Annotated in this window: 18 protein-coding genes; 7 read left to right on the forward strand and 11 right to left on the reverse strand. The window is 66.8% G+C overall.

Annotated elements, in window-relative coordinates; translation table 11 throughout:
• Nucleotides 1-75: 75 nt before the first annotated feature.
• Nucleotides 76-552 carry a MarR family winged helix-turn-helix transcriptional regulator gene (locus tag FOE78_RS06830; RefSeq protein WP_228266189.1) on the forward strand — a complete coding sequence of 159 codons (477 nt, stop codon included), beginning with the start codon at nucleotides 76-78 and terminating at the stop codon, nucleotides 550-552.
• A gap of 95 nt (nucleotides 553-647) precedes the next feature.
• The gene (locus FOE78_RS06835) at nucleotides 648-1,832 is read left to right on the forward strand and encodes an MFS transporter (RefSeq protein WP_407662648.1); all 1,185 of its coding nucleotides are present in this window, start codon (nucleotides 648-650) and stop codon (nucleotides 1,830-1,832) included.
• Here the strand turns inward: FOE78_RS06835 and FOE78_RS06840 are convergent, their stop codons facing one another.
• From FOE78_RS06840 to deoC, 4 genes are read right to left on the reverse strand one after another with little or no spacing between them, the layout of a single operon-like run.
• Nucleotides 1,833-2,420 carry a uridine kinase gene (locus tag FOE78_RS06840; RefSeq protein WP_228266084.1) on the reverse strand — a complete coding sequence of 196 codons (588 nt, stop codon included), beginning with the start codon at nucleotides 2,418-2,420 and terminating at the stop codon, nucleotides 1,833-1,835.
• 10 nt (nucleotides 2,421-2,430) lie between these two features.
• Complete coding sequence (locus FOE78_RS06845; protein WP_143985627.1) at nucleotides 2,431-3,315, reverse strand: aldehyde dehydrogenase family protein; 885 nt, start codon at nucleotides 3,313-3,315, stop codon at nucleotides 2,431-2,433.
• Nucleotides 3,312-4,778, reverse strand: a complete 1,467-nt coding sequence (locus tag FOE78_RS06850; RefSeq protein WP_143985628.1) for an aldehyde dehydrogenase family protein — start codon at nucleotides 4,776-4,778, stop codon at nucleotides 3,312-3,314. Before FOE78_RS06850 ends, FOE78_RS06845 begins: the two co-directional genes overlap by 4 nt.
• A gap of 9 nt (nucleotides 4,779-4,787) precedes the next feature.
• Entirely contained in the window at nucleotides 4,788-5,825 is a 1,038-nt protein-coding gene (deoC, locus tag FOE78_RS06855) for a deoxyribose-phosphate aldolase (RefSeq protein ID WP_143985629.1), read from the reverse strand.
• 92 nt (nucleotides 5,826-5,917) lie between these two features.
• On the opposite strand from deoC, the gene FOE78_RS06860 reads away from it, so the two are divergent.
• Complete coding sequence (locus FOE78_RS06860) at nucleotides 5,918-6,385, forward strand: hypothetical protein (RefSeq protein ID WP_143985630.1); 468 nt, start codon at nucleotides 5,918-5,920, stop codon at nucleotides 6,383-6,385.
• Between the two features lie 49 nt (nucleotides 6,386-6,434).
• Nucleotides 6,435-7,136, forward strand: a complete 702-nt coding sequence (locus FOE78_RS06865) for an endonuclease/exonuclease/phosphatase family protein (protein ID WP_228266190.1) — start codon at nucleotides 6,435-6,437, stop codon at nucleotides 7,134-7,136.
• Here FOE78_RS06865 and FOE78_RS06870 read toward each other — a convergent pair.
• Nucleotides 7,126-8,133, reverse strand: coding sequence for an NADP-dependent oxidoreductase (locus FOE78_RS06870; protein ID WP_143985632.1), 1,008 nt, complete (start codon nucleotides 8,131-8,133; stop codon nucleotides 7,126-7,128). The genes FOE78_RS06865 and FOE78_RS06870 overlap by 11 nt on opposite strands.
• Before the next feature lie 195 nt (nucleotides 8,134-8,328).
• Between FOE78_RS06870 and FOE78_RS06875 the strand changes: the two genes are divergently transcribed.
• The gene (locus FOE78_RS06875; protein ID WP_143985633.1) at nucleotides 8,329-10,755 is read left to right on the forward strand and encodes a Tex family protein; all 2,427 of its coding nucleotides are present in this window, start codon (nucleotides 8,329-8,331) and stop codon (nucleotides 10,753-10,755) included.
• Between the two features lie 8 nt (nucleotides 10,756-10,763).
• Here FOE78_RS06875 and FOE78_RS06880 read toward each other — a convergent pair whose 3' ends face one another.
• From FOE78_RS06880 to lat, 6 genes are all read right to left on the reverse strand, one after another.
• Complete coding sequence (locus tag FOE78_RS06880; protein WP_143985634.1) at nucleotides 10,764-11,477, reverse strand: RES family NAD+ phosphorylase; 714 nt, start codon at nucleotides 11,475-11,477, stop codon at nucleotides 10,764-10,766.
• 12 nt (nucleotides 11,478-11,489) lie between these two features.
• Nucleotides 11,490-12,152, reverse strand: coding sequence for a hypothetical protein (locus FOE78_RS06885; protein ID WP_143985635.1), 663 nt, complete (start codon nucleotides 12,150-12,152; stop codon nucleotides 11,490-11,492).
• Between the two features lie 72 nt (nucleotides 12,153-12,224).
• Nucleotides 12,225-13,403, reverse strand: a complete 1,179-nt coding sequence (locus tag FOE78_RS06890; RefSeq protein WP_143985636.1) for an acyl-CoA dehydrogenase family protein — start codon at nucleotides 13,401-13,403, stop codon at nucleotides 12,225-12,227.
• Between the two features lie 43 nt (nucleotides 13,404-13,446).
• Nucleotides 13,447-15,705: a thiamine pyrophosphate-dependent enzyme gene (locus tag FOE78_RS06895; protein WP_143985637.1), complete on the reverse strand. Its 2,259-nt coding sequence runs from the start codon at nucleotides 15,703-15,705 to the stop codon at nucleotides 13,447-13,449.
• Nucleotides 15,706-15,714: 9 nt separating this feature from the next.
• On the reverse strand, nucleotides 15,715-17,292 hold the full coding sequence (locus FOE78_RS06900) for an aldehyde dehydrogenase family protein (protein ID WP_228266085.1): 1,578 nt from the start codon (nucleotides 17,290-17,292) through the stop codon (nucleotides 15,715-15,717).
• On the reverse strand, nucleotides 17,289-18,635 hold the full coding sequence (gene lat, locus FOE78_RS06905; protein WP_143985638.1) for an L-lysine 6-transaminase: 1,347 nt from the start codon (nucleotides 18,633-18,635) through the stop codon (nucleotides 17,289-17,291). Before lat ends, FOE78_RS06900 begins: the two co-directional genes overlap by 4 nt.
• A gap of 150 nt (nucleotides 18,636-18,785) precedes the next feature.
• Here lat and FOE78_RS06910 point away from each other — a divergent pair, with 150 nt between their 5' ends.
• The gene (locus FOE78_RS06910; RefSeq protein WP_143985639.1) at nucleotides 18,786-19,127 is read left to right on the forward strand and encodes a hypothetical protein; all 342 of its coding nucleotides are present in this window, start codon (nucleotides 18,786-18,788) and stop codon (nucleotides 19,125-19,127) included.
• A 71-nt stretch (nucleotides 19,128-19,198) separates the two neighbouring features.
• Nucleotides 19,199-19,402 (forward strand): hypothetical protein, encoded by a 204-nt coding sequence (locus FOE78_RS06915; protein WP_143985640.1) that lies wholly within the window; start codon nucleotides 19,199-19,201, stop codon nucleotides 19,400-19,402.
• Nucleotides 19,403-19,424 lie beyond the last annotated feature (22 nt).

Genomic DNA, 19,424 nt, shown 5'->3' on the forward strand with positions numbered 1-19,424 from the left:
TGCGGCTCCGCCGAACGAGCCGGAACTCCGACTTGCGTTGCATAGGAACTCTATGTAGAGTTACATAGCGTGACGATGGATGTGGTACGGGAGATCGGCACGGCAGCGCCGGAGCCGGGTGAGTTGATGCTCGCCTGCGCACGGCTGACCCGATCGGCGTCGCGACTGAACCGGCGTGCCGATCCGTCGGCGGTGTGGCGGGCGATGGCGACGCTGGCCGAGGCCGGGCCGCTGCGGGTCAGCGAATTCGCCGAGCTCGACCACTGCTCCCAACCCACCGCGACCACGATGATCAAACGGCTGGAGGCCGACGGCCTCGCCCAGCGGATCGCCGACCCGGACGACGGCCGGGCCTGGCTGGTCAGCCTGACCGAAGCCGGACGTCGTCGACTGGACCAGCTGCGAGCCCAGACCGCCGACCTGATGAAGGCCCGGCTGGGAGCGACCAAACCGGTCAGCGACGACGAACTGCGGGCCGCGATCGACGTGATCAACCGGCTGACCACCAGCCTGATGAACAGCAACCACGACAAGGAGGACGGCACCGAGTGAGTGCATCCAGTACGGCGGCCCAAACCGCCAAACCATCGATCTTCCGTCAGACTAAAGCGGTCTGGGCGGTCGCATTCGCCTCGGTGATCGCCTTCATGGGCATCGGACTCGTCGACCCGATCCTGCCCAAGATCAGCAGCGAACTCGGCGCGACGCCGTCCCAGGCGATGCTGTTGTTCACCAGCTACTTGATCATCACCGGTGTGGCGATGTTCTTCACCAGTTGGGTTTCCAGCCGGATCGGGGTGAAGAAGACGCTGCTGATCGGCCTCGCGCTGATCGTGATCTTCGCTGCGCTGGCCGGATCGTCGAGCACCGTGAACATGATCATCGGCTTCCGGGCCGGTTGGGGTCTGGGCAACGCGTTGTTCATCTCGACCGCGTTGGCCACCATCGTCGGCGCAGCCAGCGGCGGCGTGGACAGCGCGATCATGTTGTACGAGGCTGCGCTCGGTGTCGGCATCGCCGTCGGTCCGCTGGTCGGCGGAGTGCTCGGAACCATCTCCTGGCGTGGCCCCTTCTTCGGCACCGCGGTGCTGATGGCGATCGGACTGATCGCGATCTTGGTACTTCTCGGCCAGACCCCGCAGAACGCCGGGGCGGCACGGGTGAAGATCACCGCACCACTGGCAGCCCTTCGGCACAAGGGAATTCTGACCCTCGGGCTGGTCGCGCTCTTCTACAACTTCGGCTTCTTCACCCTGTTGGCCTACAGCCCGTTCCCGTTGAACGACGCGGCGACGGCGCTTTGGGGCCCGGACAAGTTCGGAGCGATCCAGCTCGGCCTGGTGTTCTTCGGCTGGGGCATCTGCCTTGCGTTCACCTCGGTCTTCGTCGCGCAGCGGCTGGCGCGCCGGATCGGCCGGCGCAACACGATCTACCTCGCGATGGCCTGCCTGGCCGTGATCGAGGTGATCATGGCGCTCAAGATCGACACCTTCGTCGTGATCACCGTGTGCGTGATCGTCGGCGGTCTCTTCCTGGGTGTGATGAACACGGTGATGACCGAGTCCGTGATGGAGGTGTCGGACCTGCCGCGGGCGGTCGCGTCGTCCACCTATAGCGGGATCCGCTTCCTCGGTGGTGCGATCGCCCCGGCCGTCGCTGGTCCGATCTCGACCCACATCAGTGCCGGGGCACCGTTCTACTTCGGCGCGGGCGCGTTCGTGGTCGGCATGATCGTGCTCACCCTCGGTCGCAAGCACCTGGCTCACATCGATCGTCCGGACGAGCTCGACGAGCTGGAGGAAGCGGAACTGCTCACCGCTGCCGACTCGTGATCAGCGATCGTTCCTGATCAACTCCAGCGACTGCCGCAGGCTCACCATCGCGAAGCCTGCGGCAGTCGCGCGTTCGCGGAGCGCTTTGTCAGCGTGAAACAGGGCGACGCCGCGGCGGATCAGGATCGCCAGCGGCTTGCGATGCTCGCGCAGATCACGTACGAACCTCAAGACCATCACCAGCAGCCTGGGCCGGTCCAGGTAGAGCGGCAGCACATGCAACCCGGCGGCGCGGCAGCGATCGGCGAGCTGCATCGCGAACACCCCTTCGGCAACGAAGCAACGAGCATCACCAAGATCAACTCGATGACTGCCGACCCGGATGCTGCGGCCGATGTCGTAGCGAGGAACCTCGGCCGCGCCGGTGCGCAGGAGTTGATCAACGGCCGCGACCGCGGCGTCGGCGTCCCAGGTCCGCGGGTCGTCCCAGTCCACGATCCCCAACGTGTGCGGGAGATCCGGATGATCGGCGTCGAAGTAGAAGTCGTCCAGGTTCAGACTCGGGCACTCCGCGAGCCTGGCCACCCGTGACTTCCCGCTGCCGGACGGCCCGGCCAGCAGGACGATCTGCCCCTGACGTTCGTGCACCCGCCGAAGACTAATAGCTGGAACCGGCGGCCAGCGATGGCGATCCGGTCGGGTGCCAGACCGTCTTGATCTCCAGGAAGGCTCGCAGCCGCGCCGTGCCGGGGGTGGCCGTGAAGTCCGGGCGCCCCTTCGGCCGGTAGACGCGCTTGACCGTTCCGGCCGCGCTACGTTCCAGCTCCGTCCGCAGTTCGCCCTCGGCGCCGGTCAGGTCGAGTGCGTTCACGTCCGCGTGCGCGGCCAGCGTCGGCCCGATCTCGGCGCCATGGCCGGTCAGGATGTTGACAACACCGGCCGGTACGTCGGAGGTGGCCAGCACCTCGCCGAAAGTGACTGCTACACAGGGATCCTGCTCGGCTGCGATCACCACGCACGCGTTGCCGCCGGTGATCACCGGAGCGATCACCGACACCAGCCCGAGCAGCGGGGCGTCGACCGGCGCGACCACCGCGACCACGCCCGTCGGCTCCGGCGCGGAGTAGCTGAAGTACGGTGCGGACACCGGATTCGCCGAGCCGAACACCGCGGTCAGCTTGTCGGTCCAGCCGGCGTAGTGCACCAACCGGTCGATCGCCGCATCGACCTCGGCGCGTGCCGTGTCATGATCAACACCGCGGCCGACGATCAACAATTCGACGAACTCCGCCGCCCGGCCCTGCAGCATCTCGGCGATCCGATAGATCACCTGGCCGCGGTTGTACGGCGTCGCCTTCGACCAGGCAGCAAAACCCTTCCGGGCCGCGACCACCGCATCCCGGGCGTCCTTGCGCGAGGCCAGCACCGCGTTCGCCATGAAGCTTCCTCCGGCATCGTCGACCTGATAGGTGCGCCCGGACTCCGACCGCGGAAAAGCCCCGCCCACGTACAACTTGTAGGTCTTGGAGACCGTCAGGCTCATCCCAGCACCGCCTCGTCGTCGGTGTCCAGGTAGGCGGCCAGGCCGGCCGGTCCGCCCTCGCGGCCGAAGCCGGACTCCTGATAGCCGCCGAAGGCCGCTGCCGGGTCGAACCGGTTGAAGGTGTTGTCCCAGATCACCCCGGCCTGCAGCCGGGCCGCCATCGCCATCGCTCGCGATCCCTTCTCGGTCCACACCCCGGCCGACAAGCCGTACGGGCTGTTGTTCGCCTTGGCCAACGCCTCGTCCGGAGTACGGAAGGTGATCACCGTCAGCACCGGGCCGAAGATCTCCTCCCGGGCGATCCGCATCGTCGCCGACGCGTTCGCCAGGATCGTCGGGGTGACGTAGAACCCGCGATCGGGCAGCGGGCAACTCGACCGCCAGACCTCAGCACCCTCGTCGACGCCGGCCTGAGTGAGCTCGGTGATCTTGGTCAGCTGGGCGGACGAGTTGATCGCACCGACGTCGGTGTTCTTGTCCAACGGGTCACCGACTCGCAGGGTCTCGGCCCGATCCTTCAACCGGAGCAGCAACTCCTCGGCGACAGGCTCCTGCACCAGCAACCGTGAACCGGCGCAGCAGACCTGGCCGGCGTTGAAGAAGATCCCGTTCACGATCCCCTCGACAGCTTGATCAAGAGCGGCATCGGCGAAGACGATGTTGGCGCCCTTGCCGCCCAACTCCAGCGTCAGCTTGCGACCGGTTCCCGCGAGCGACTGCTGGATCTGCTTGCCCACCGCGGTCGAACCGGTGAACGCGACCTTGTCGATGCCGGGATGATTGACCAGGCTGGCTCCGACGTCCCCGGCGCCGGGGACGATGTTCACCACACCCGGGGGGAGGTCGGCGTCGGCGATGATCTCGGCCAGCACCAAGATCGACAACGGGGTCGTCTCGGCCGGCTTGATCACCACCGTGTTGCCGGCCGCCAGTGCCGGAGCGATCTTCCAGGCCGCCATCAGCAAAGGGAAATTCCACGGAATCACCTGGCCGGCAACCCCCAGCGACTTCGGATTCGGGCCGTAGCCGAGGTAGCCGAGCTTGTCCGCCCAACCCGCGTGGTAGAAGAAGTGCTGCGCTGCGGTGGGGACGTCGAAGTCGCGGGTCTCCTTGATCGGTTTGCCGTTGTCCAGACTCTCCAGCACGGCCAGTTCTCGGGCGCGTTCGGCGATGCCGCGGGCAATCCGGAAGAGGTACTTGCCGCGTTCGGCGCCGGAGAGTTTCGACCACGGACCCTCGTACGCCCTGCGGGCCGCGGCGATCGCGGTGTCGAGATCGGCATCGTCGACCGTGGACACGGTCGCCAGGTCTTCGCCGCGTCCAGGGTTGACGGTGATCAGATCGTCGCCGCCGCCCTCGATGAACTTGCCGTCGATGTAGGGCAGGTAGCGTTCCTTGACCCGGGCGACGGCCTCGGACTCCGGCGCCGGCGCGTATTCCCAGTCCACAACAGAATTTGTCATGATCAGCTCTCAGTCCACGGTCACGTAGTCGGCACCCCAGTAGTGCCCGGCCTGCTGTGTACGGCGCTGCATGATCAGATCGTTCAGCACCGAGGATGCGCCGAACCGGAACCAGTAGGGATCCAGCCACTCGGGTCCGGCAACCTCGCGAACCGCAACCAGGTAACGGATCGCGTCCTTGGCAGTACGGATCCCGCCGGCCGGCTTGACTGCCCGTTGCTGCCCGGTCAGCCGCTTCCAGTCCTTGACCGCCTGCAACATCACGTGCGTGACCGGCAGGGTCGCGGCCGGACTGACCTTGCCGGTCGACGTCTTGATGAAGTCGCCGCCGGCCAGCAGCGCCAGCCAGGAGGCCTTGCGGACATTGTCGTAGGTGGCCAGCTCGCCGGTCTCCAAGATCACCTTCAGCCGTGCCGCGCCGCACGCCTGTTTCACCGCAACGATCTCCTCGTACACCTTGGCGTAGTTCCCGGCCAGGAACGCGCCCCGATCGATCACCATGTCGATCTCGTCGGCACCCGCCTCGACGGCGCTGCGTACGTCGGCGATCTTGACCGAGGTCGCCGCCCGGCCGGACGGGAACGCGGTCGCCACCGAGGCGATCTTGATCTTGGTCCCGGTCCGTTCCGCGCCGGCCAGCGCTTCGGCGGCCACCGGAACCAGATCGGGGTAGATGCACACCGCCGCGACCCGCGGCGTGTCCGGTTGCTCGGGATCGGGCTGCAGCGCCTTGCGGACCAGGTTGCGCACCTTGCCAGGGGTGTCTGCGCCCTCCAGCGTGGTCAGGTCGACCATCGAGATCGCCAGGTCGATCGCGGTCAGCTTGGACTGCTTCTTGATCGACCGGGTCGCCAGCCCCGCCGCTCGCTGCTCCAACGCCACCGGATCCACGCCCGGCAACCCGTCCAGAAAGCGGCGCAGCGAACTCTGGTCGGCGACGACGTCGGCGAACGGTGCCGGCGGTCCTTGGACAGGCTCAGGACCCTTGGGCGCGCCAGGCTCAGGACCCTTGGGCCGTGATGCGTCGTGGATCACCGTGCTGGCCATGCCTCAGACCTTATCGCGCGCTCAGGTAGCCGGGGCAGCGTCTTCTACACTCCGTAGGACATCTGCTGCAGGGAAAGAGGCGACCGACGCGCATGAGATTCCGACGACTCCCGCGGCGGCACACCTCGATCCTGCTGGCTGCGACGGCGGCGACCGCGACGGTGCTGCTGGCCGGCTGCGATGTGTCGCAGGGGCACGTCGCAGGTACGGCCCCCGGGTCATCGGCGTCACAGTCGTCGGCCGTTGCCCCTGACACTCCCGGTCCGAGCACTCCCGCCGCGAGCCCGGCATCGTCGGTCGCGGCGTCGTCGGGCAAGCCGTCCATCGACCAGTTGCAGTCCGGCCTCGCGAGCTATTTCGGCCTGCTGCCCAACATGACCTCAGATCAGGTCCGTCGGGCGGCCGCCTGTGCCGCATACCCCACGTTCCAGGAGCTCTCCACCTCCGGACTCACCAAGATCATCAAGGGGCAGACGGCAGACCTCAGAGGTGCCGACGAAACGTCCTTCCAGCATGTCGTGACCGAATGCATCACGGCCGCCGGAGGCCCGGGAAAATGAACGGACTCACCCCCACTCTCTGCCCCTGCAGGTGGTGGACGTGAGATTGATGACCTACAACGTTCATCGATGGGGAGATGATCGTTCCGCGCTGAGCAGCGTGATCAGGACCTGCGATCCGGAGGTGTTGATCGTCCAGGAAGCACCGACCTGGTATGGGACACGCAGCCGACGGCGTGCGTTCGCGCGCAGCGTCGATCTCAACTATCTGGCCGGTGAGGCGCGGACAGCGGCCTTCGTCACCACCCCGGCGCACTGGACGATTCGCACCCGACGGATCTGGCGCCCGTTGGTCCGCCGGTGGAAGTCCGCCTGCACCCTGCAGCTTCCCGGCGGCGCGATCGCGCTGTCGACCAAGATCAACAAGGTGGGCAGGTTCAACAACGTTTCGCTGTCGGTGGTCGGTTGCCATCTCGGCCTGAGCAACCGTGGCCGGCTGGCGGAGATGGAGCAGGTGCTCGATCTCGTACGGAGGTCGGCGGGTCCCAGCGTGCTGGTCGGAGACATCAACGAACCGGCGGACGGCCCTGTCTGGAAGCTGGCCGAGGCCGCCGGCCTGATCGACCCGGAAGCGGACCACCCGAAGCCGACCTTCCCGGCCGCAGCTCCGCGATCCCGGATCGATATCGTGTGGACCTCGCCCGGGATCCGCGCGCTGCCGGTTGATCTCGGCTGCTTGGGCCTTGATCAACAACTACTGGCCCGCGCCTCCGATCATCTCCCGTTGGTCGTGGATCTGCTCACAGGGTGATGATCATCTTGCCGGTGTTCGCCCCACGAAGCATCCCGATGAAGGCGTCCACGGCCTGATCAAGTCCGTCCACGACGGTTTCCCGGGTCTTGATCTTGCCCTCGGTGAGCCAGCCGCTTACCTGCTGAGTGAATTCGTCGGCGAGGTCATCGTGCTCGAAGACCAGGAAACCCTTCATGGCAAGGCGTCTGGAGACGAACAGGCCGAGATTGCGCGGGCCCGGCTGAGGCGATGACGCGTTGTAGCCGGAGATCTGGCCGCACACGGCGATCCGGCCGTGCAGCTTCATCGCACCGATCGCGGCCTCCAGTTGTTCGCCGCCGACATTGTCGAAGTAGACGTCGATCCCGTCCGGTGCGGCTTGTGCCAGCAGCCGGGCAGCAGGCCCGTCGTGGTAGTTGAAGGCGGCGTCGAAACCAAGATCGTTCAGCAGGAAGTCGATCTTGTCCTGACTTCCTGCGCTGCCGATCACCCGCGCCGCACCGGACAGTTTCGCCAGCTGGCCGACCATGCTGCCGACCGCACCGGCCGCGGCCGAGACGAAGACCGTGTCGCCGGGCTGGAAGGCAGCGATGCGGAAGAGACCGACGTACGCCGTACGCCCCGGCATCCCGAGCGCGCCCAGGTACAGCGTCGGCGACAAACCGTCGCGGCGCGGCACCACGAACGCCTCCGACGCCGGCAGCACGGCGTGCTCACGCCAGCCACGGTCGTGCAGCACCAGGCTGCCGACCGCCACATCGGGGCTCTGCGAGGCGGTCACCTCGCCGATCGCGCCACCGCGCGCGGCCTCGCCCAGCTGCCACGGCGGCGCGTACGACGGAGCGTCGTTCATCCGGCCGCGCATGTAGGGATCGACCGACATCGCCAAGTTGCGTACGGCGATCTCGCCCGGCTGCGGATCGGGCAGCGCCACCTCGGCCAGCGCGAAGTTGTCTTGTGTCGGCTCGCCGTGCGGGCGGGACGCGAGTTGGATCTCGCGGGTGCTGATCGGCATCGATACGGCCTTTCTGCAGGCGGTTACCAGCGGAGGGAGGCTGCCCAGTATTGCTGTCGGGACGTCGCCGGGGCCGGTCGGGCCGGGTCTCGTGCCACGGGCCACTTCGCGGTGCACCGCCCGACAAGGCAGAATGCACGACTGCTGCGCGTTGTCGCGGAGGCGGATGCGGGGAACGGCCGGAGGAGAACAGACGTGAGTGTGCAGACGATCGAAGGACGGATCGCGACCGAGCTGGAGGTCGGCGAGGCCCAGGTGCTGGCCGCCGTCCGGATGCTCGACGAGGGGTCGACCGTTCCCTTCATCGCCCGCTATCGCAAGGAGATCACCGGCGGGCTGGACGACACCCAGCTGCGCACGCTGGAGGAGCGGCTGCGCTACCTGCGCGAGCTGGACGAGCGCAAGCAGACCATCCTGGAGTCGATCGAGAGGCAGGGCAAGCTCACCGACGAACTGAAGACCCGGGTCACCGAGGCTGAGACCAAGGCGCGGCTGGAGGACATCTACCTGCCGTACAAGCCGAAGCGGCGGACCAAGGCGATGGTGGCGCGGGAGGCCGGGCTGGAGCCGCTGGCCGACGCGTTGCTCGCCGACCCGACGCTGGATCCGCAGGAAACGGCAGCCGGTTACGTGGACGAGGACAAGGGTGTCGCGGATGTCGCGGCCGCCCTGGACGGCGCCCGGGCGATTCTGATCGAACGCTTCGCCGAGGACGCGGATCTGATCGGTGAGCTCCGCGAACGACTGTGGAACACCGGCCGACTGGTGTCCAAGGTCCGCGACGGGATGAAGAAGACCGGCGCGAAATTCTCCGACTACTTCGACTTCGCCGAACCGTTCACCAGCCTGCCCTCGCACCGCATCCTGGCGCTGAATCGGGGCGAGCGTGAGGAAGTGCTCACGCTGACCGTTTCGCCGGATGCCGAGGATCCGGAACCGGCCACCACCAACCCGGTTCTGGCCAAGCTGAACCAGGCGCCGACCAAGATCAACTCCGCGCCGAGTGAATACGAGAATGTGATCGCCCGCCGCTTCGGCATCTCGGATCAACACCGTCCGGCCGACCGCTGGCTGCAGGGGGTCGTGGGCTGGGCCTGGCGGACCAAGATCCTGGTCGGCCTCGGCATCGACGTACGGATCCGGTTGCGGCAGCTGGCCGAGGACACCGCGATCGACGTCTTCGCCACCGGCGTCAAGGACGTGCTGATGGCCGCACCGGCCGGCACCCGCGCCACCCTCGGTCTGGATCCGGGACTGCGGACCGGGGTCAAGGTCGCGGTGGTGGACGCCACCGGAAAGGTCGTCGACACCGGGGTGATCTACCCGCACGCGCCGAAGAACCAGTGGGACGAATCGGTTGCCACGCTGGCGAAACTGTGCGCGGTTCATCGGGTCGACCTGATCGCGATCGGCAACGGTACGGCGTCCCGGGAGACCGAGAAGCTGGCCGCACAGTTGATCAGGAAGCACCCGGAGCTGGAGCTGACCAAGGCGGTCGTCTCCGAGGCCGGGGCCTCGGTCTACTCAGCTTCCGCCTACGCCGCCGAGGAGTTGCCGGAGTTGGACGTGACCCTGCGCGGTGCGGTGTCGATCGCCCGCCGGCTGCAGGATCCGCTGGCCGAGCTGGTCAAGATCGATCCGAAGTCGATCGGGGTCGGTCAGTATCAGCATGATCTGTCCGAGGTGGCGCTGTCGCGTTCGCTGGACGCGGTGGTCGAGGACTGCGTGAACGCGGTCGGCGTGGACGTGAACACTGCCTCCGCGCCGCTGTTGACTCGAGTGTCCGGCATCACCCCGGGGTTGGCGGAGAACATCGTCCGGCACCGTGATCAGCACGGTCGTTTTTCAACCAGGACAGCGTTGTTGGAGGTGCCCCGGCTCGGCCCGAAGGCGTACGAGCAGGCCGCCGGCTTCTTGCGGATCCGTGGCGGCGATGAGCCGCTGGACGGCTCGGCCGTGCATCCGGAGTCGTACGAGGTGGTGCGCAAGATTCAGGCGGCCGCCGGAGTTGATCATGATTCGTTGATCGGCAAGCCGGAGGTGTTGCAGGGGTTGAAGCCGAAGGAGTTCGTCGACGAGCAGTTCGGGCTACCGACGGTGACCGACATCTTCGCGGAGTTGGAGAAGCCCGGGCGCGACCCGCGACCGGCGTTCGAGACGGCGGAATTCACCGACGGGGTTGAGACCCTGACCGATCTGGTCGCCGGAATGATCTTGGAAGGGCAGGTGACCAACGTCGCCGCCTTCGGCGCGTTCGTCGACATCGGCGTCCATCAGGACGGCCTGGTGCACATCTCCGCGATGTCGAAGAGTTTCGTCTCCGATCCGCGGGACGTGGCCAAGACCGGTGACGTGGTCAAGGTGAAGGTGCTCGAAGTCGATCTTGAACGCAAGCGGATCTCGCTGACCATGCGGCTGGATGATGATCAAGCTCCGGCAGACGGCGAGCGGAAGGCGGATGCCGAACGCAAGAACAACGGACGTCGCAGCGGCCCGCGGAATCAGCAGGTCGGCAACAAGGGCAAGGGCCGGAACGGGAAGCCTCAGCAGTCCCGCGACCGCAAACCGGCCCCCGCCAACACCGCGATGGCCGACGCCCTGCGCCGGGCCGGCCTGGGCTGACGAAGCGATCATCGAGCGACGATCGTCGCGCCGAGTTGGTTTGCGATGGCATCCACCTGTAGCCGTCCCTCGCCTTCCAGCAGGTTTCGGCTGCCAGGGCCGATGCGTCTCCAACCGCCGCGACCGACCTGATAGCTGTCGGCGTAGACGACCACCGCGATCACGTGTTCATCCGCGCCGAGTTCTGCCTGCCGTGAGTGCCACATCAGGCCGTGTGCCCGGCCCGGGTCGACGAAGGCGCGGTGCAGGTGCTGGGCGATTCTTCGGGTGCAGGGGTAGTGCTCGGCGGGGCTGGAGACGAACTGGCCGCGGGCGATCCCGGCATCCGTCAAGATCGGATCGCGTAGGTCCACCAGGCTGAGGGGACTCGGCGTGCGCAGATACGCCAGCAGCTGTTCTCGAAGATCACTTTCGTAGATGAGCCGGCTCGCGGTTTGGTGGACATCGTGGAAGATTGTCTCGAGGAGCGCTCCGGTCGGCGTCTCGGCGGCATAGAGGGCCGGTACGCGACGCCCGTCATCGAGTGCGTCGAACGGCGAGAACCTGGCGTCACCGAAGCCGGGATTGGGTTCGTCGTATCCCCAAGCCCCGTCGTAGACGCGGTGGAGCGAGCTGCCCTCGGGCAGTTGGACCACGGGGAGATCGTGGGGAAGATCTTCGGCATTGACAACCGGGCAACGCCTTGGCGACGGACAGGCCAGGTCTTGAGGCGGGTATTTCATCCCGGGTCTCGATCAGGCCGCGGGCCGGTGCCGCGCGGCGAACCTTTCGGCTGCCCGATAGGCGCGCTGCGGCTCAGTCTCGACGAGCTCGATCGGAACGGCGCCCGACAGCAACGGACTCGAGCTCGCCAGCCACGTCCACAAGGCCCAACCGTCCACTCCGGCCTCCAGCAATGGTCCGACAAGTCCGGCGAGATCCTGCCGTGGCTCGCCTTCGTCGGTCAACTGGAACGCAGGAATGATCAGCTGATTGTCGATCTTCACGGTGAACAAGAGCCGAGCCGAGCGCTTCCGGGACACCCAGGTCCGCGTCGTCGCCTGCTGAGCGTGCCCGAGCAGTTCACCGAGGGTCTCGTAGGTGTAAACGGGTGTGCTCAGCATCCGCCGTCGATGATCGGCTTGGCGGCGCGCTTGCTCGATCGCAGCCGGGGGAGTGAGGTCGACATCTGCGGTCGCCATGATCTGAGTGAGCTGCGATGCCGTCAGAGATCCGCGTTCGAACTGCAGCTGGCGAGCTGCACCGAGGAGCCGCAATGCCTCGCGTGCATCCGCAGGATCGAGCCCCTCGATCTCAACTCCTCCGTCGCGTCGCAGCACCGTGTAGCCCCGGCGCTCGAGGTCAGCTCGCCTTCGCTTCTCGTCGTGGGTCGATCGATCGTCACCAGCGGTGGTCATAGGGTTACCTCCCGACGTACTGTAACACTCGATGCGTAGTTTGAGATCCGTTACAGCTGCATCAGTTACCGGTCAGGTGAAGGCGTTCTCGCCGGTGAGGGCTTGGCCGATCACCAGTTGGTGCACCTCGCTGGTGCCCTCGTAGGTGAGCACCGATTCGAGGTTGTTGGCGTGCCGCATGATCGGGTACTCGCCGGTGATGCCGTTCGCGCCGAGGATGGTGCGGCAGGTGCGGGCGATCTTGATCGCCTCCCGGACGTTGTTCAGCTTGCCCAGGCTGATCTGCTCGGGGTCGAGTTGATGATCATCTTTGAGCCGGCCCAGGTGCAGCGCGAGCAGGAATCCCTTCTGCAGTTCGAGCGTCATGTCGGCAAGCTTGGCCTGGGTGAGTTGGTACGAGGCCAGCGACCGGTCGAACACCTCCCGGGTCCGGGCGTAGGCCAGCGTCGTGTCCAGGCAGTCCCGGGCGGCGCCGAGGGAGCCGAAGACGATGCCGAACCGAGCCTCGTTCAGGCAGGACAGCGGGCCGCGCAGGCCACGGACCTCCGGCAGCACCGCGTCGGCCGGCAGCCGGACGTTGTCCAAGATCAACTCCGAGGTGATCGAGGCGCGCAGGGACAGCTTGTGCTTGACCTTGGGTGCGCTGAAGCCGGGAGTGTCGGTGGGCACCAGGAACCCGCGGATTCCCTTACCTGGTTGGTCCTTGTCGGTCTGCGCCCAGACCACGGCGACGTCGGCGGCCGAGCCGTTGGTGATCCACATCTTGGTGCCGTTGAGCACCCAGTCGTCCCCGTCGCGTACGGCGTGGGTGCGCATCCCGGCCGGGTTGGAGCCGAAGTCCGGTTCGGTCAGCCCGAAGCAACCCAGCGCCTCGCCGGCCGCCATCGCCGGCAACCAGCGCTGCTTCTGCTCCTCGCTGCCGAACTTCCAGATCGCGAACATGGTCAGCGACCCCTGCACCGACACCAGGCTCCGAACTCCGGAGTCGCCGGCCTCCAACTCCAGGCAGGCCAGGCCGTAGGAGACCGCGTTGGTGCCGGCACAGCCGTAGCCGGTCAGGTGCATGCCGAGCAGGCCGAGCGAACCGGCCTCCTTCACCAACTCGAGATCGATATCTCCGCGCTCGTACCAGTCGGCGACGTTGGGCCGCACCCGCCGATCCACGAAATCTCGTACGGTGGCGGCGATGTCACGCTCGTCGGAGGACAGCAGGTGATCGATCTTCAACAGCTCGAGCGGTGACTTCGGCATCGGATACTCCTTACGGTGAACGGATCCAGGACGTGTCCCGAGATCAATGGCGGACCCGGCGAGCGTTGATCCGGCTGCTCGCGACGAGGTGCTGAGCCGCCTTCTCGATCTCCTCGACGTTGATCAGGACGTGTTCGGCGGCGGCGCCCAGCGGGATGAAGCTGTCGTGGCTCGACAGCCGGGCCACGCGTCCGGCGAAGTCAGCCTCGACCAGCGCGGTGATCACACCCTCGCCGACACCGCCACTATGTCGGGTCTCGTCGACCACCAACACCCGGTCGGTAGCCCGAGCCGCTGCCAGGATGTCCTCGACCGGCAAGGGTGCCAACCAGCGCAGGTCGAGGACGGCCGCCTCGATCCCGGCGGCGGCCAGCCGACGAGCCGCCTGCAGACACATCGGCACCCCGTTGCCGAAGGTGATCATGGTCAGGTCGCTGCCCGATCGGCGGACCCGACCGCGGCCGATCGACGCGGCCTGACCATGATCAAGACTGAGCCACCCGCCGTCTCCGCTGCTGTAGAGATCCCGGCGGTGGTAGAGGGCGATCGGTTCCAGGAGGACCGAAACCGTGCCGTCGACCAGCGCTGCAGCGACCAGCGTACGCAACATGGCGGCGGCGTCGTCACCGGCGGACGGGCAGCCGACCACCAGTCCGGGGATGTCACGCAGGGATGCCAGGCCGTTGTCGTTGTGGAAGTGACCGCCGAATCCCTTCTGGTAGGACAATCCGGGCACCCGCAGCACCATCGGGTTGCGATAGCGGCCACGGGAGAAGAACTGCTGGGTGGCCGCCTCCCCCCGTAGTTGATCGATCGCGTTGTGCAGATAGGCCAGGTATTGCACCTCGGGGATGGGCAACATCCCTGCCAGGCCGGCGCCGAGCGCCAACCCGAGAATCGACTGCTCGTCCAGGATCGCATCGAAGACCCGGGCGCCGCCGTAGCGTCGGGCCAGTCCGCGGGTGATCCCGTACACACCGCCCTTCACGCCGACGTCCTCGCCGAAGATCATCGCCCGCGGCTCGCAATCCAGGATCGTTCCGAGGGTTGCATTGATCGACTCGGCCAGCGTGCGATGCTCGCCGAGCTCAGGACCCATGGCCAGGTCGGCGGCGCGCTCGGCGACGCGGCCGGGGTGACGAGGCGCGATCGGGCCCATCACCTCCTCGGCGGAGGCGAGGCGTCGTGAACCGCGAAGTCGCGCCAGCTCTTGATCGACCAGATCGCGCTGGTGTTGGTAGCGCTGGAGCACGGCTGGCGGCTCCACACCATGATCAACAAGGGCGCGTGCCGTTCCCAGTAAGGGATCCCGGGCATAGTCGGCCTCGATCGCCGACTGCGTGCGGTAGGCGATCTCGGCATCGCTGCCCGCGTGTGCGCCGAAGCGTACGCAGCGCAGATGCAGGAAGACCGGGCGTCGCCGGGACCGTACGATCTCGGCCGCTCGGGCGGCGGACGCGAAAACCTCCTCGACGTCGGTACCGTCACAACTCAGATATTCCAAGCCCGGCCGCGACCCGTAGGCGTGTTCGATCCAACCAGCAGGCGTCGGCACCGAGATGCCGTAACCGTTGTCCTCGCAGACGAACAGGATCGGCACCGGCAGGCCGCGGTAGGCGGTGTTCAACGCGGTGTTGATCGCCCCGGTCGCGGTCGAGTGATTGGCCGACGCATCACCGAAGGAGCAGACCACGATCGCATCGTTCGGCCACGACGGTGCCTGCAGTTCCGGGTGCCGTCGGGCGGTTCGATGTGCGCGGGGCAGGGCTACGGCCAGCCCGACGGCGCGCGGCAGGTGGGAGGCGACGGTCGAGGTCTGCGGAATGATGTTGAGTTCGCGCCGGCCGAACACCTTGTGCCGGCCGCCGGCGATCGGTTCGTCCGCCAGCGCCATCAACCCCTGGAGCACATCGCGGATCGGCGTCGATCCGGTCACCTGCGAAGCACGGGCGGCATAGAAGCCGCCGGAACGGTAATGCAACAAGGCGGGATCGGTCGGCCGCAGCGCGTACGCGATCGCCGCGTTGCTCTCGTGCCCGGAGGATCCGATGGTGTAGAAGCCGTCGCCGGACGCCTGGAGTTCGCGAGCCACCACGTCCAGGTGCCGGCTGGCGGCCTGGGCGTCGAAGATCAACTCCAGCTCGGCGCGGGTCAGGGTTTCATGATCAACAGCGTCGGAGCTTCGGTTGCGATGCGGTCCTTCGACGGGCGCAGGATCCTGGGGGATGGACTCAGGCCCCTGGGCGGTCAGGGCGGCGATGGCGGTGCGGAGCCACGCATCCTGGGGGGTGGTTGCAGCCATGAGTGATTATCAGCGCTCGTCCACATCCAAGGTGAAGTCGGGGTCCACGGCCAGCTCGGCAACGTCCATCTGCGCCTTCTGCAACCGGCCGGAGTAGTCCCAGTTCATCGACTGCCAGCGGGTGAACTGATCCAGCACCCAGATGCCCGACTGCCGGGATCCGTTGCCGGACTTGCCGTTGCCACCGAACGGCAGGTGCGCCTCGGCGCCCGAGGTCGAGTTGTTCACGCTGGTCATCCCGGCCGAGATCCGGTTGGCGAAGCTGAACGCCTCCCGGGCGTCGTTGGTGTAGATCGCCGAACTCAGCCCGTAGCCCGGAGTATTCGCCAACTCGATCGCCTGCTCGAGATCGCGATAGCTGGTCACCCCGACCAGCGGTCCGAACGTCTCCTGGTCGAAGATCGCGTCACCGGGCTGGACACCGTCCACCACCACCGGGTGGTAGAACAGCCCGGCTGCCGGATCGCCGACGAAGCCGTCCCGCGGATTGTCGGCGGTGATCCGGCCGCACGCCGCCTGCACCTTGTGCTGCGGCTGGATCCAGCTCAGGAATTCCTCGTATCGTTCGGCGAACTTGGCGTCCATCATCGGCCCCATCAACACCTCGGCGGTCGGATCGCCGATCGGGGCAGCGGCCAGTGCGGCGTTGAACCGGTCGAGGAAATCGTCGTGTACCGACTCGTGCACGATCACCGTGCCCAGCGACGTACACCGCTGACCAGCAGTGCCGAAGCCGGCGAACAACGCACCCTCGACAGCAAGATCAAGATCTGCGGCCGGCGTGATCACCATCGGGTTCTTGCCGCCCAACTCCAGGCAGGCGGTCTGCAGATGACGGCCGGCCAGGCCGCCGACCTCACGGCCCACCGCCGACGAGCCGGTGAAGCCGATCTTGTCGATCAGGCCGGCGTCCAACGACTGCTCGAGTCCGGCAAAGGTCGACGGCCCGTCCGCATGCACGATGTTGAACACGCCGTCGGGCAGCCCGCCGCCGCGGACGAAGATCTCGTGGAAGGCGGCCGATGCGGCGGGGGAGTATTCGGCCGGCTTCCAGACGATCGTGTTGCCGGTCAGCAGTGCCGGCACGATGTACCAGGACGGCACCGCCACCGGGAAGTTGCCGGCGGTGATCACCGCAACGGTGCCGACCGGCCGCCGGAAGGTGAAGAGCTGCTTGTCTGCCATCTCACTCGGCACGGTCTGGCCGTAGAGTCGGCGGCCCTCGCCGAGGAAGAAGTCACAGGTGTCGATGATCTCCTGAACCTCGCCGAGCGCCTCGGCGTACGGCTTGCCGATCTCGGCGGTGACGATCTTGGCCAGCGCCTGTTTGTTGCGCTCGACCGCCCGGCCGATGCCGGCGATCGCCCGGCCCCGTACCGGAGCAGGGATCGCGGCCCATGCCGGCTGCGCTCGATGCGCCGATTCGGCCGCCCCGACCAGGGTCGACGCGTCGCCGAAGGACACCTTGGCGATCACCTCGTCCAGCCGGCTCGGGTTGGTGCTGTCGGCCGCGCGTACGCCGTCGACGGGCTTCCCGTCGACGATTGACTTGATGGAAAGGGTCCTGAGCTTGCCGAAGGACGTCACTGGTTACCTCCCGCAACATCGGCCACGGCCCGGCCCAGCGCCGCAGCGGCCTGGTCCAACTCGGCCTCGGTCACCGACAGTGCCGGCCGGAACCGGATCGACCGTTCGCCACTGGGCAGGGCCAGCACGTGCTCATGATCACGAAGCCTGGTCAGCACGTTATCGCGGGTCTGCGGATCGCGCAGATCGACCGCCACCATCAGCCCACGACCGCGGACGTTGGAGAGTGCCACGCCGGACTTCTCGGCGATCTCCCACAGACGTTCGACCAGGTGCGCGCCCTTCGGACCGGCCGCCTCGATCAGGCCGTCGCGCTCGACGATCTCCAGGATCCGGGTGGCCCGGACCATGTCGACCAGTCCGCCGCCCCAGGTGGAGTTGATCCGTCCCGATACCCGGAAGACGTTGTCCTGCACCTCGTCCACTCGGCGGCCGGCCATGATCCCGCCCAGCTGGGCCTTCTTGGAGAAGGCGACGATGTCGGGCTCCAGCCCGAGTTGCTGGTAGGCCCAGGCGGTGCCGGTGGTGCCCATCCCGGTCTGCACCTCGTCCACGATGAACAACGCATCATGATCATGAACGAGTTGCTGCATCACTCGCAGGAATTCCGGACGTAGGTGGTTGTCACCGCCCTCGCCCTGGATCGGTTCGCAGATGAACGCGGCAATGTCGTACGGATGCTCCGAGAATGCCATCCTGGCTTGGGAAACAGCCCGTTCCTCGGCTGCGATCACCTCGTCCAGATGATCTTCCAACGGGAACGTGATCGCCGGCACGTCGATCCGCGGCCAACTGAACTTGGGGAACCGCGCCACCTTGCCTGGCTCGGTGTTGGTCAGCGACATGGTGTAGCCGCTGCGGCCGTGGAAGGCCCGAGTCAGGTGCATGATCTTGGTGCCCAACTCCGGTGACCGACCGGCGTCCTCGTTCTTGCGGCTCTTCCAGTCGAACGCGACCTTCAACGCGTTCTCCACTGCGAGTGCGCCGCCCTCGATGAAGAACAGGTGCGGCAGCGCGGGATCGCCGACGACGCGGACGAAGGTCTCGGTGAAGTCGGCGAGTTCGGCGCTGTAGATGTCGGAGTTGGCCGGCTTGTTGGCGGCGATCCGGCCGAGCTTCTCCAGGAACGCCGGGTCGTCGACGATGCCGGGAGGATTCAAGCCCAGCGGAGCGCTGGCGAAGAACGTGTACAGGTCCAGGTAGCGGTCCCCGGTGACCGCATCGACCACCACGCTGCCGCGGCTCGCGGCCAGGTCGATGACCAGTTTGAAACCGTCGGTCAGCAGGTGCCGCCCCAGCACCTCGTGGACCTCGGCGGGCAGGACGTGCGTCTGTTCGGCCATGGCATCCTCCCTGATGCTTCTTCGACAGCTGTTGAGCGAGTTCGACAGAGTCAATGAGGTAAATGTGTCGTCGAGGCCACTCTATGCGGGAAGTCTTGCGCAGGTTCGGCAGGTGAGCGACGAATTCGGCTTCATGAAACACTGGCGCGCATGTCTCGCGTGATCACCGCCGACGAAGTGCGGAAACTGCAGTCCTCCGGCCTCGGCGACGCCGAACTGGCCGACACGTTGGTCGCGTGGACGGAGCAGCCCGACGTTCGGTACGGGGTGGGCGTCTCGCCGGCCGAACTGCTCAGCCTTGCCGCCACCCATCGCGGCGTCTGTGGTGATCATGATCTGCAGTGGGAGCTGCTGGAGCGGGCCCGCGCCGCCGAGGGTGCGACCACGATCGACATCGAGGCGAAGATGATCGCCTCGCTGGTGTTGCGCGGGCAGCCCGATCAGGCGTTGCGGATCGCCGATGAGCTGCGGAAGCAGGGGTCCGGTCGCTGATCTCGTACCTGCTGATCTCGTCCTCGCTCAGCGACGCGGGCGAGACGCGGCAGGCCCTGCGCTGGTTGAACATGGGGCTGCGCGCCTTCGAACGACAGGAGCACACCGAGTCCGACGACGCCATCCTGCAGGCGCTGTTGACCGACCGCTATCAGCTGCGGCGGCAATCGGAACTGGGCAAGGACAGTTACGACGAGGAGGCCGAGCTGATCCTGCAACGCTGGTCCGCCGAGCAGCAAGGCAGTGCCGAGGGCGAAGACGCCGCCGACGGCTGATCGCCGGGTCGGCGCACCGTGA

Source organism: Microlunatus elymi (assembly GCF_007362775.1).
Taxonomy (GTDB): Bacteria; Actinomycetota; Actinomycetes; order Propionibacteriales; family Propionibacteriaceae; genus Microlunatus; species Microlunatus elymi.

Coding starts and splice junctions, on each gene's coding strand:
- FOE78_RS06880 (WP_143985634.1), bottom strand. CDS start 11,477: ATGAAATACCCGCCTCAAGACCTGGCCTGTCCGTCGCCAAGGCGTTGC.
- FOE78_RS06850 (WP_143985628.1), bottom strand. CDS start 4,778: ATGACAAATTCTGTTGTGGACTGGGAATACGCGCCGGCGCCGGAGTCC.
- FOE78_RS06845 (WP_143985627.1), bottom strand. CDS start 3,315: ATGAGCCTGACGGTCTCCAAGACCTACAAGTTGTACGTGGGCGGGGCT.
- deoC (WP_143985629.1), bottom strand. CDS start 5,825: ATGGCCAGCACGGTGATCCACGACGCATCACGGCCCAAGGGTCCTGAG.
- FOE78_RS06830 (WP_228266189.1), top strand. CDS start 76: ATGGATGTGGTACGGGAGATCGGCACGGCAGCGCCGGAGCCGGGTGAG.
- FOE78_RS06860 (WP_143985630.1), top strand. CDS start 5,918: ATGAGATTCCGACGACTCCCGCGGCGGCACACCTCGATCCTGCTGGCT.
- FOE78_RS06910 (WP_143985639.1), top strand. CDS start 18,786: ATGTCTCGCGTGATCACCGCCGACGAAGTGCGGAAACTGCAGTCCTCC.
- FOE78_RS06870 (WP_143985632.1), bottom strand. CDS start 8,133: ATGCCGATCAGCACCCGCGAGATCCAACTCGCGTCCCGCCCGCACGGC.
- FOE78_RS06885 (WP_143985635.1), bottom strand. CDS start 12,152: ATGACCACCGCTGGTGACGATCGATCGACCCACGACGAGAAGCGAAGG.
- FOE78_RS06865 (WP_228266190.1), top strand. CDS start 6,435: ATGACCTACAACGTTCATCGATGGGGAGATGATCGTTCCGCGCTGAGC.
- FOE78_RS06915 (WP_143985640.1), top strand. CDS start 19,199: ATGGGGCTGCGCGCCTTCGAACGACAGGAGCACACCGAGTCCGACGAC.
- FOE78_RS06895 (WP_143985637.1), bottom strand. CDS start 15,705: ATGGCTGCAACCACCCCCCAGGATGCGTGGCTCCGCACCGCCATCGCC.
- FOE78_RS06835 (WP_407662648.1), top strand. CDS start 648: ATGGGCATCGGACTCGTCGACCCGATCCTGCCCAAGATCAGCAGCGAA.
- FOE78_RS06890 (WP_143985636.1), bottom strand. CDS start 13,403: ATGCCGAAGTCACCGCTCGAGCTGTTGAAGATCGATCACCTGCTGTCC.
- lat (WP_143985638.1), bottom strand. CDS start 18,635: ATGGCCGAACAGACGCACGTCCTGCCCGCCGAGGTCCACGAGGTGCTG.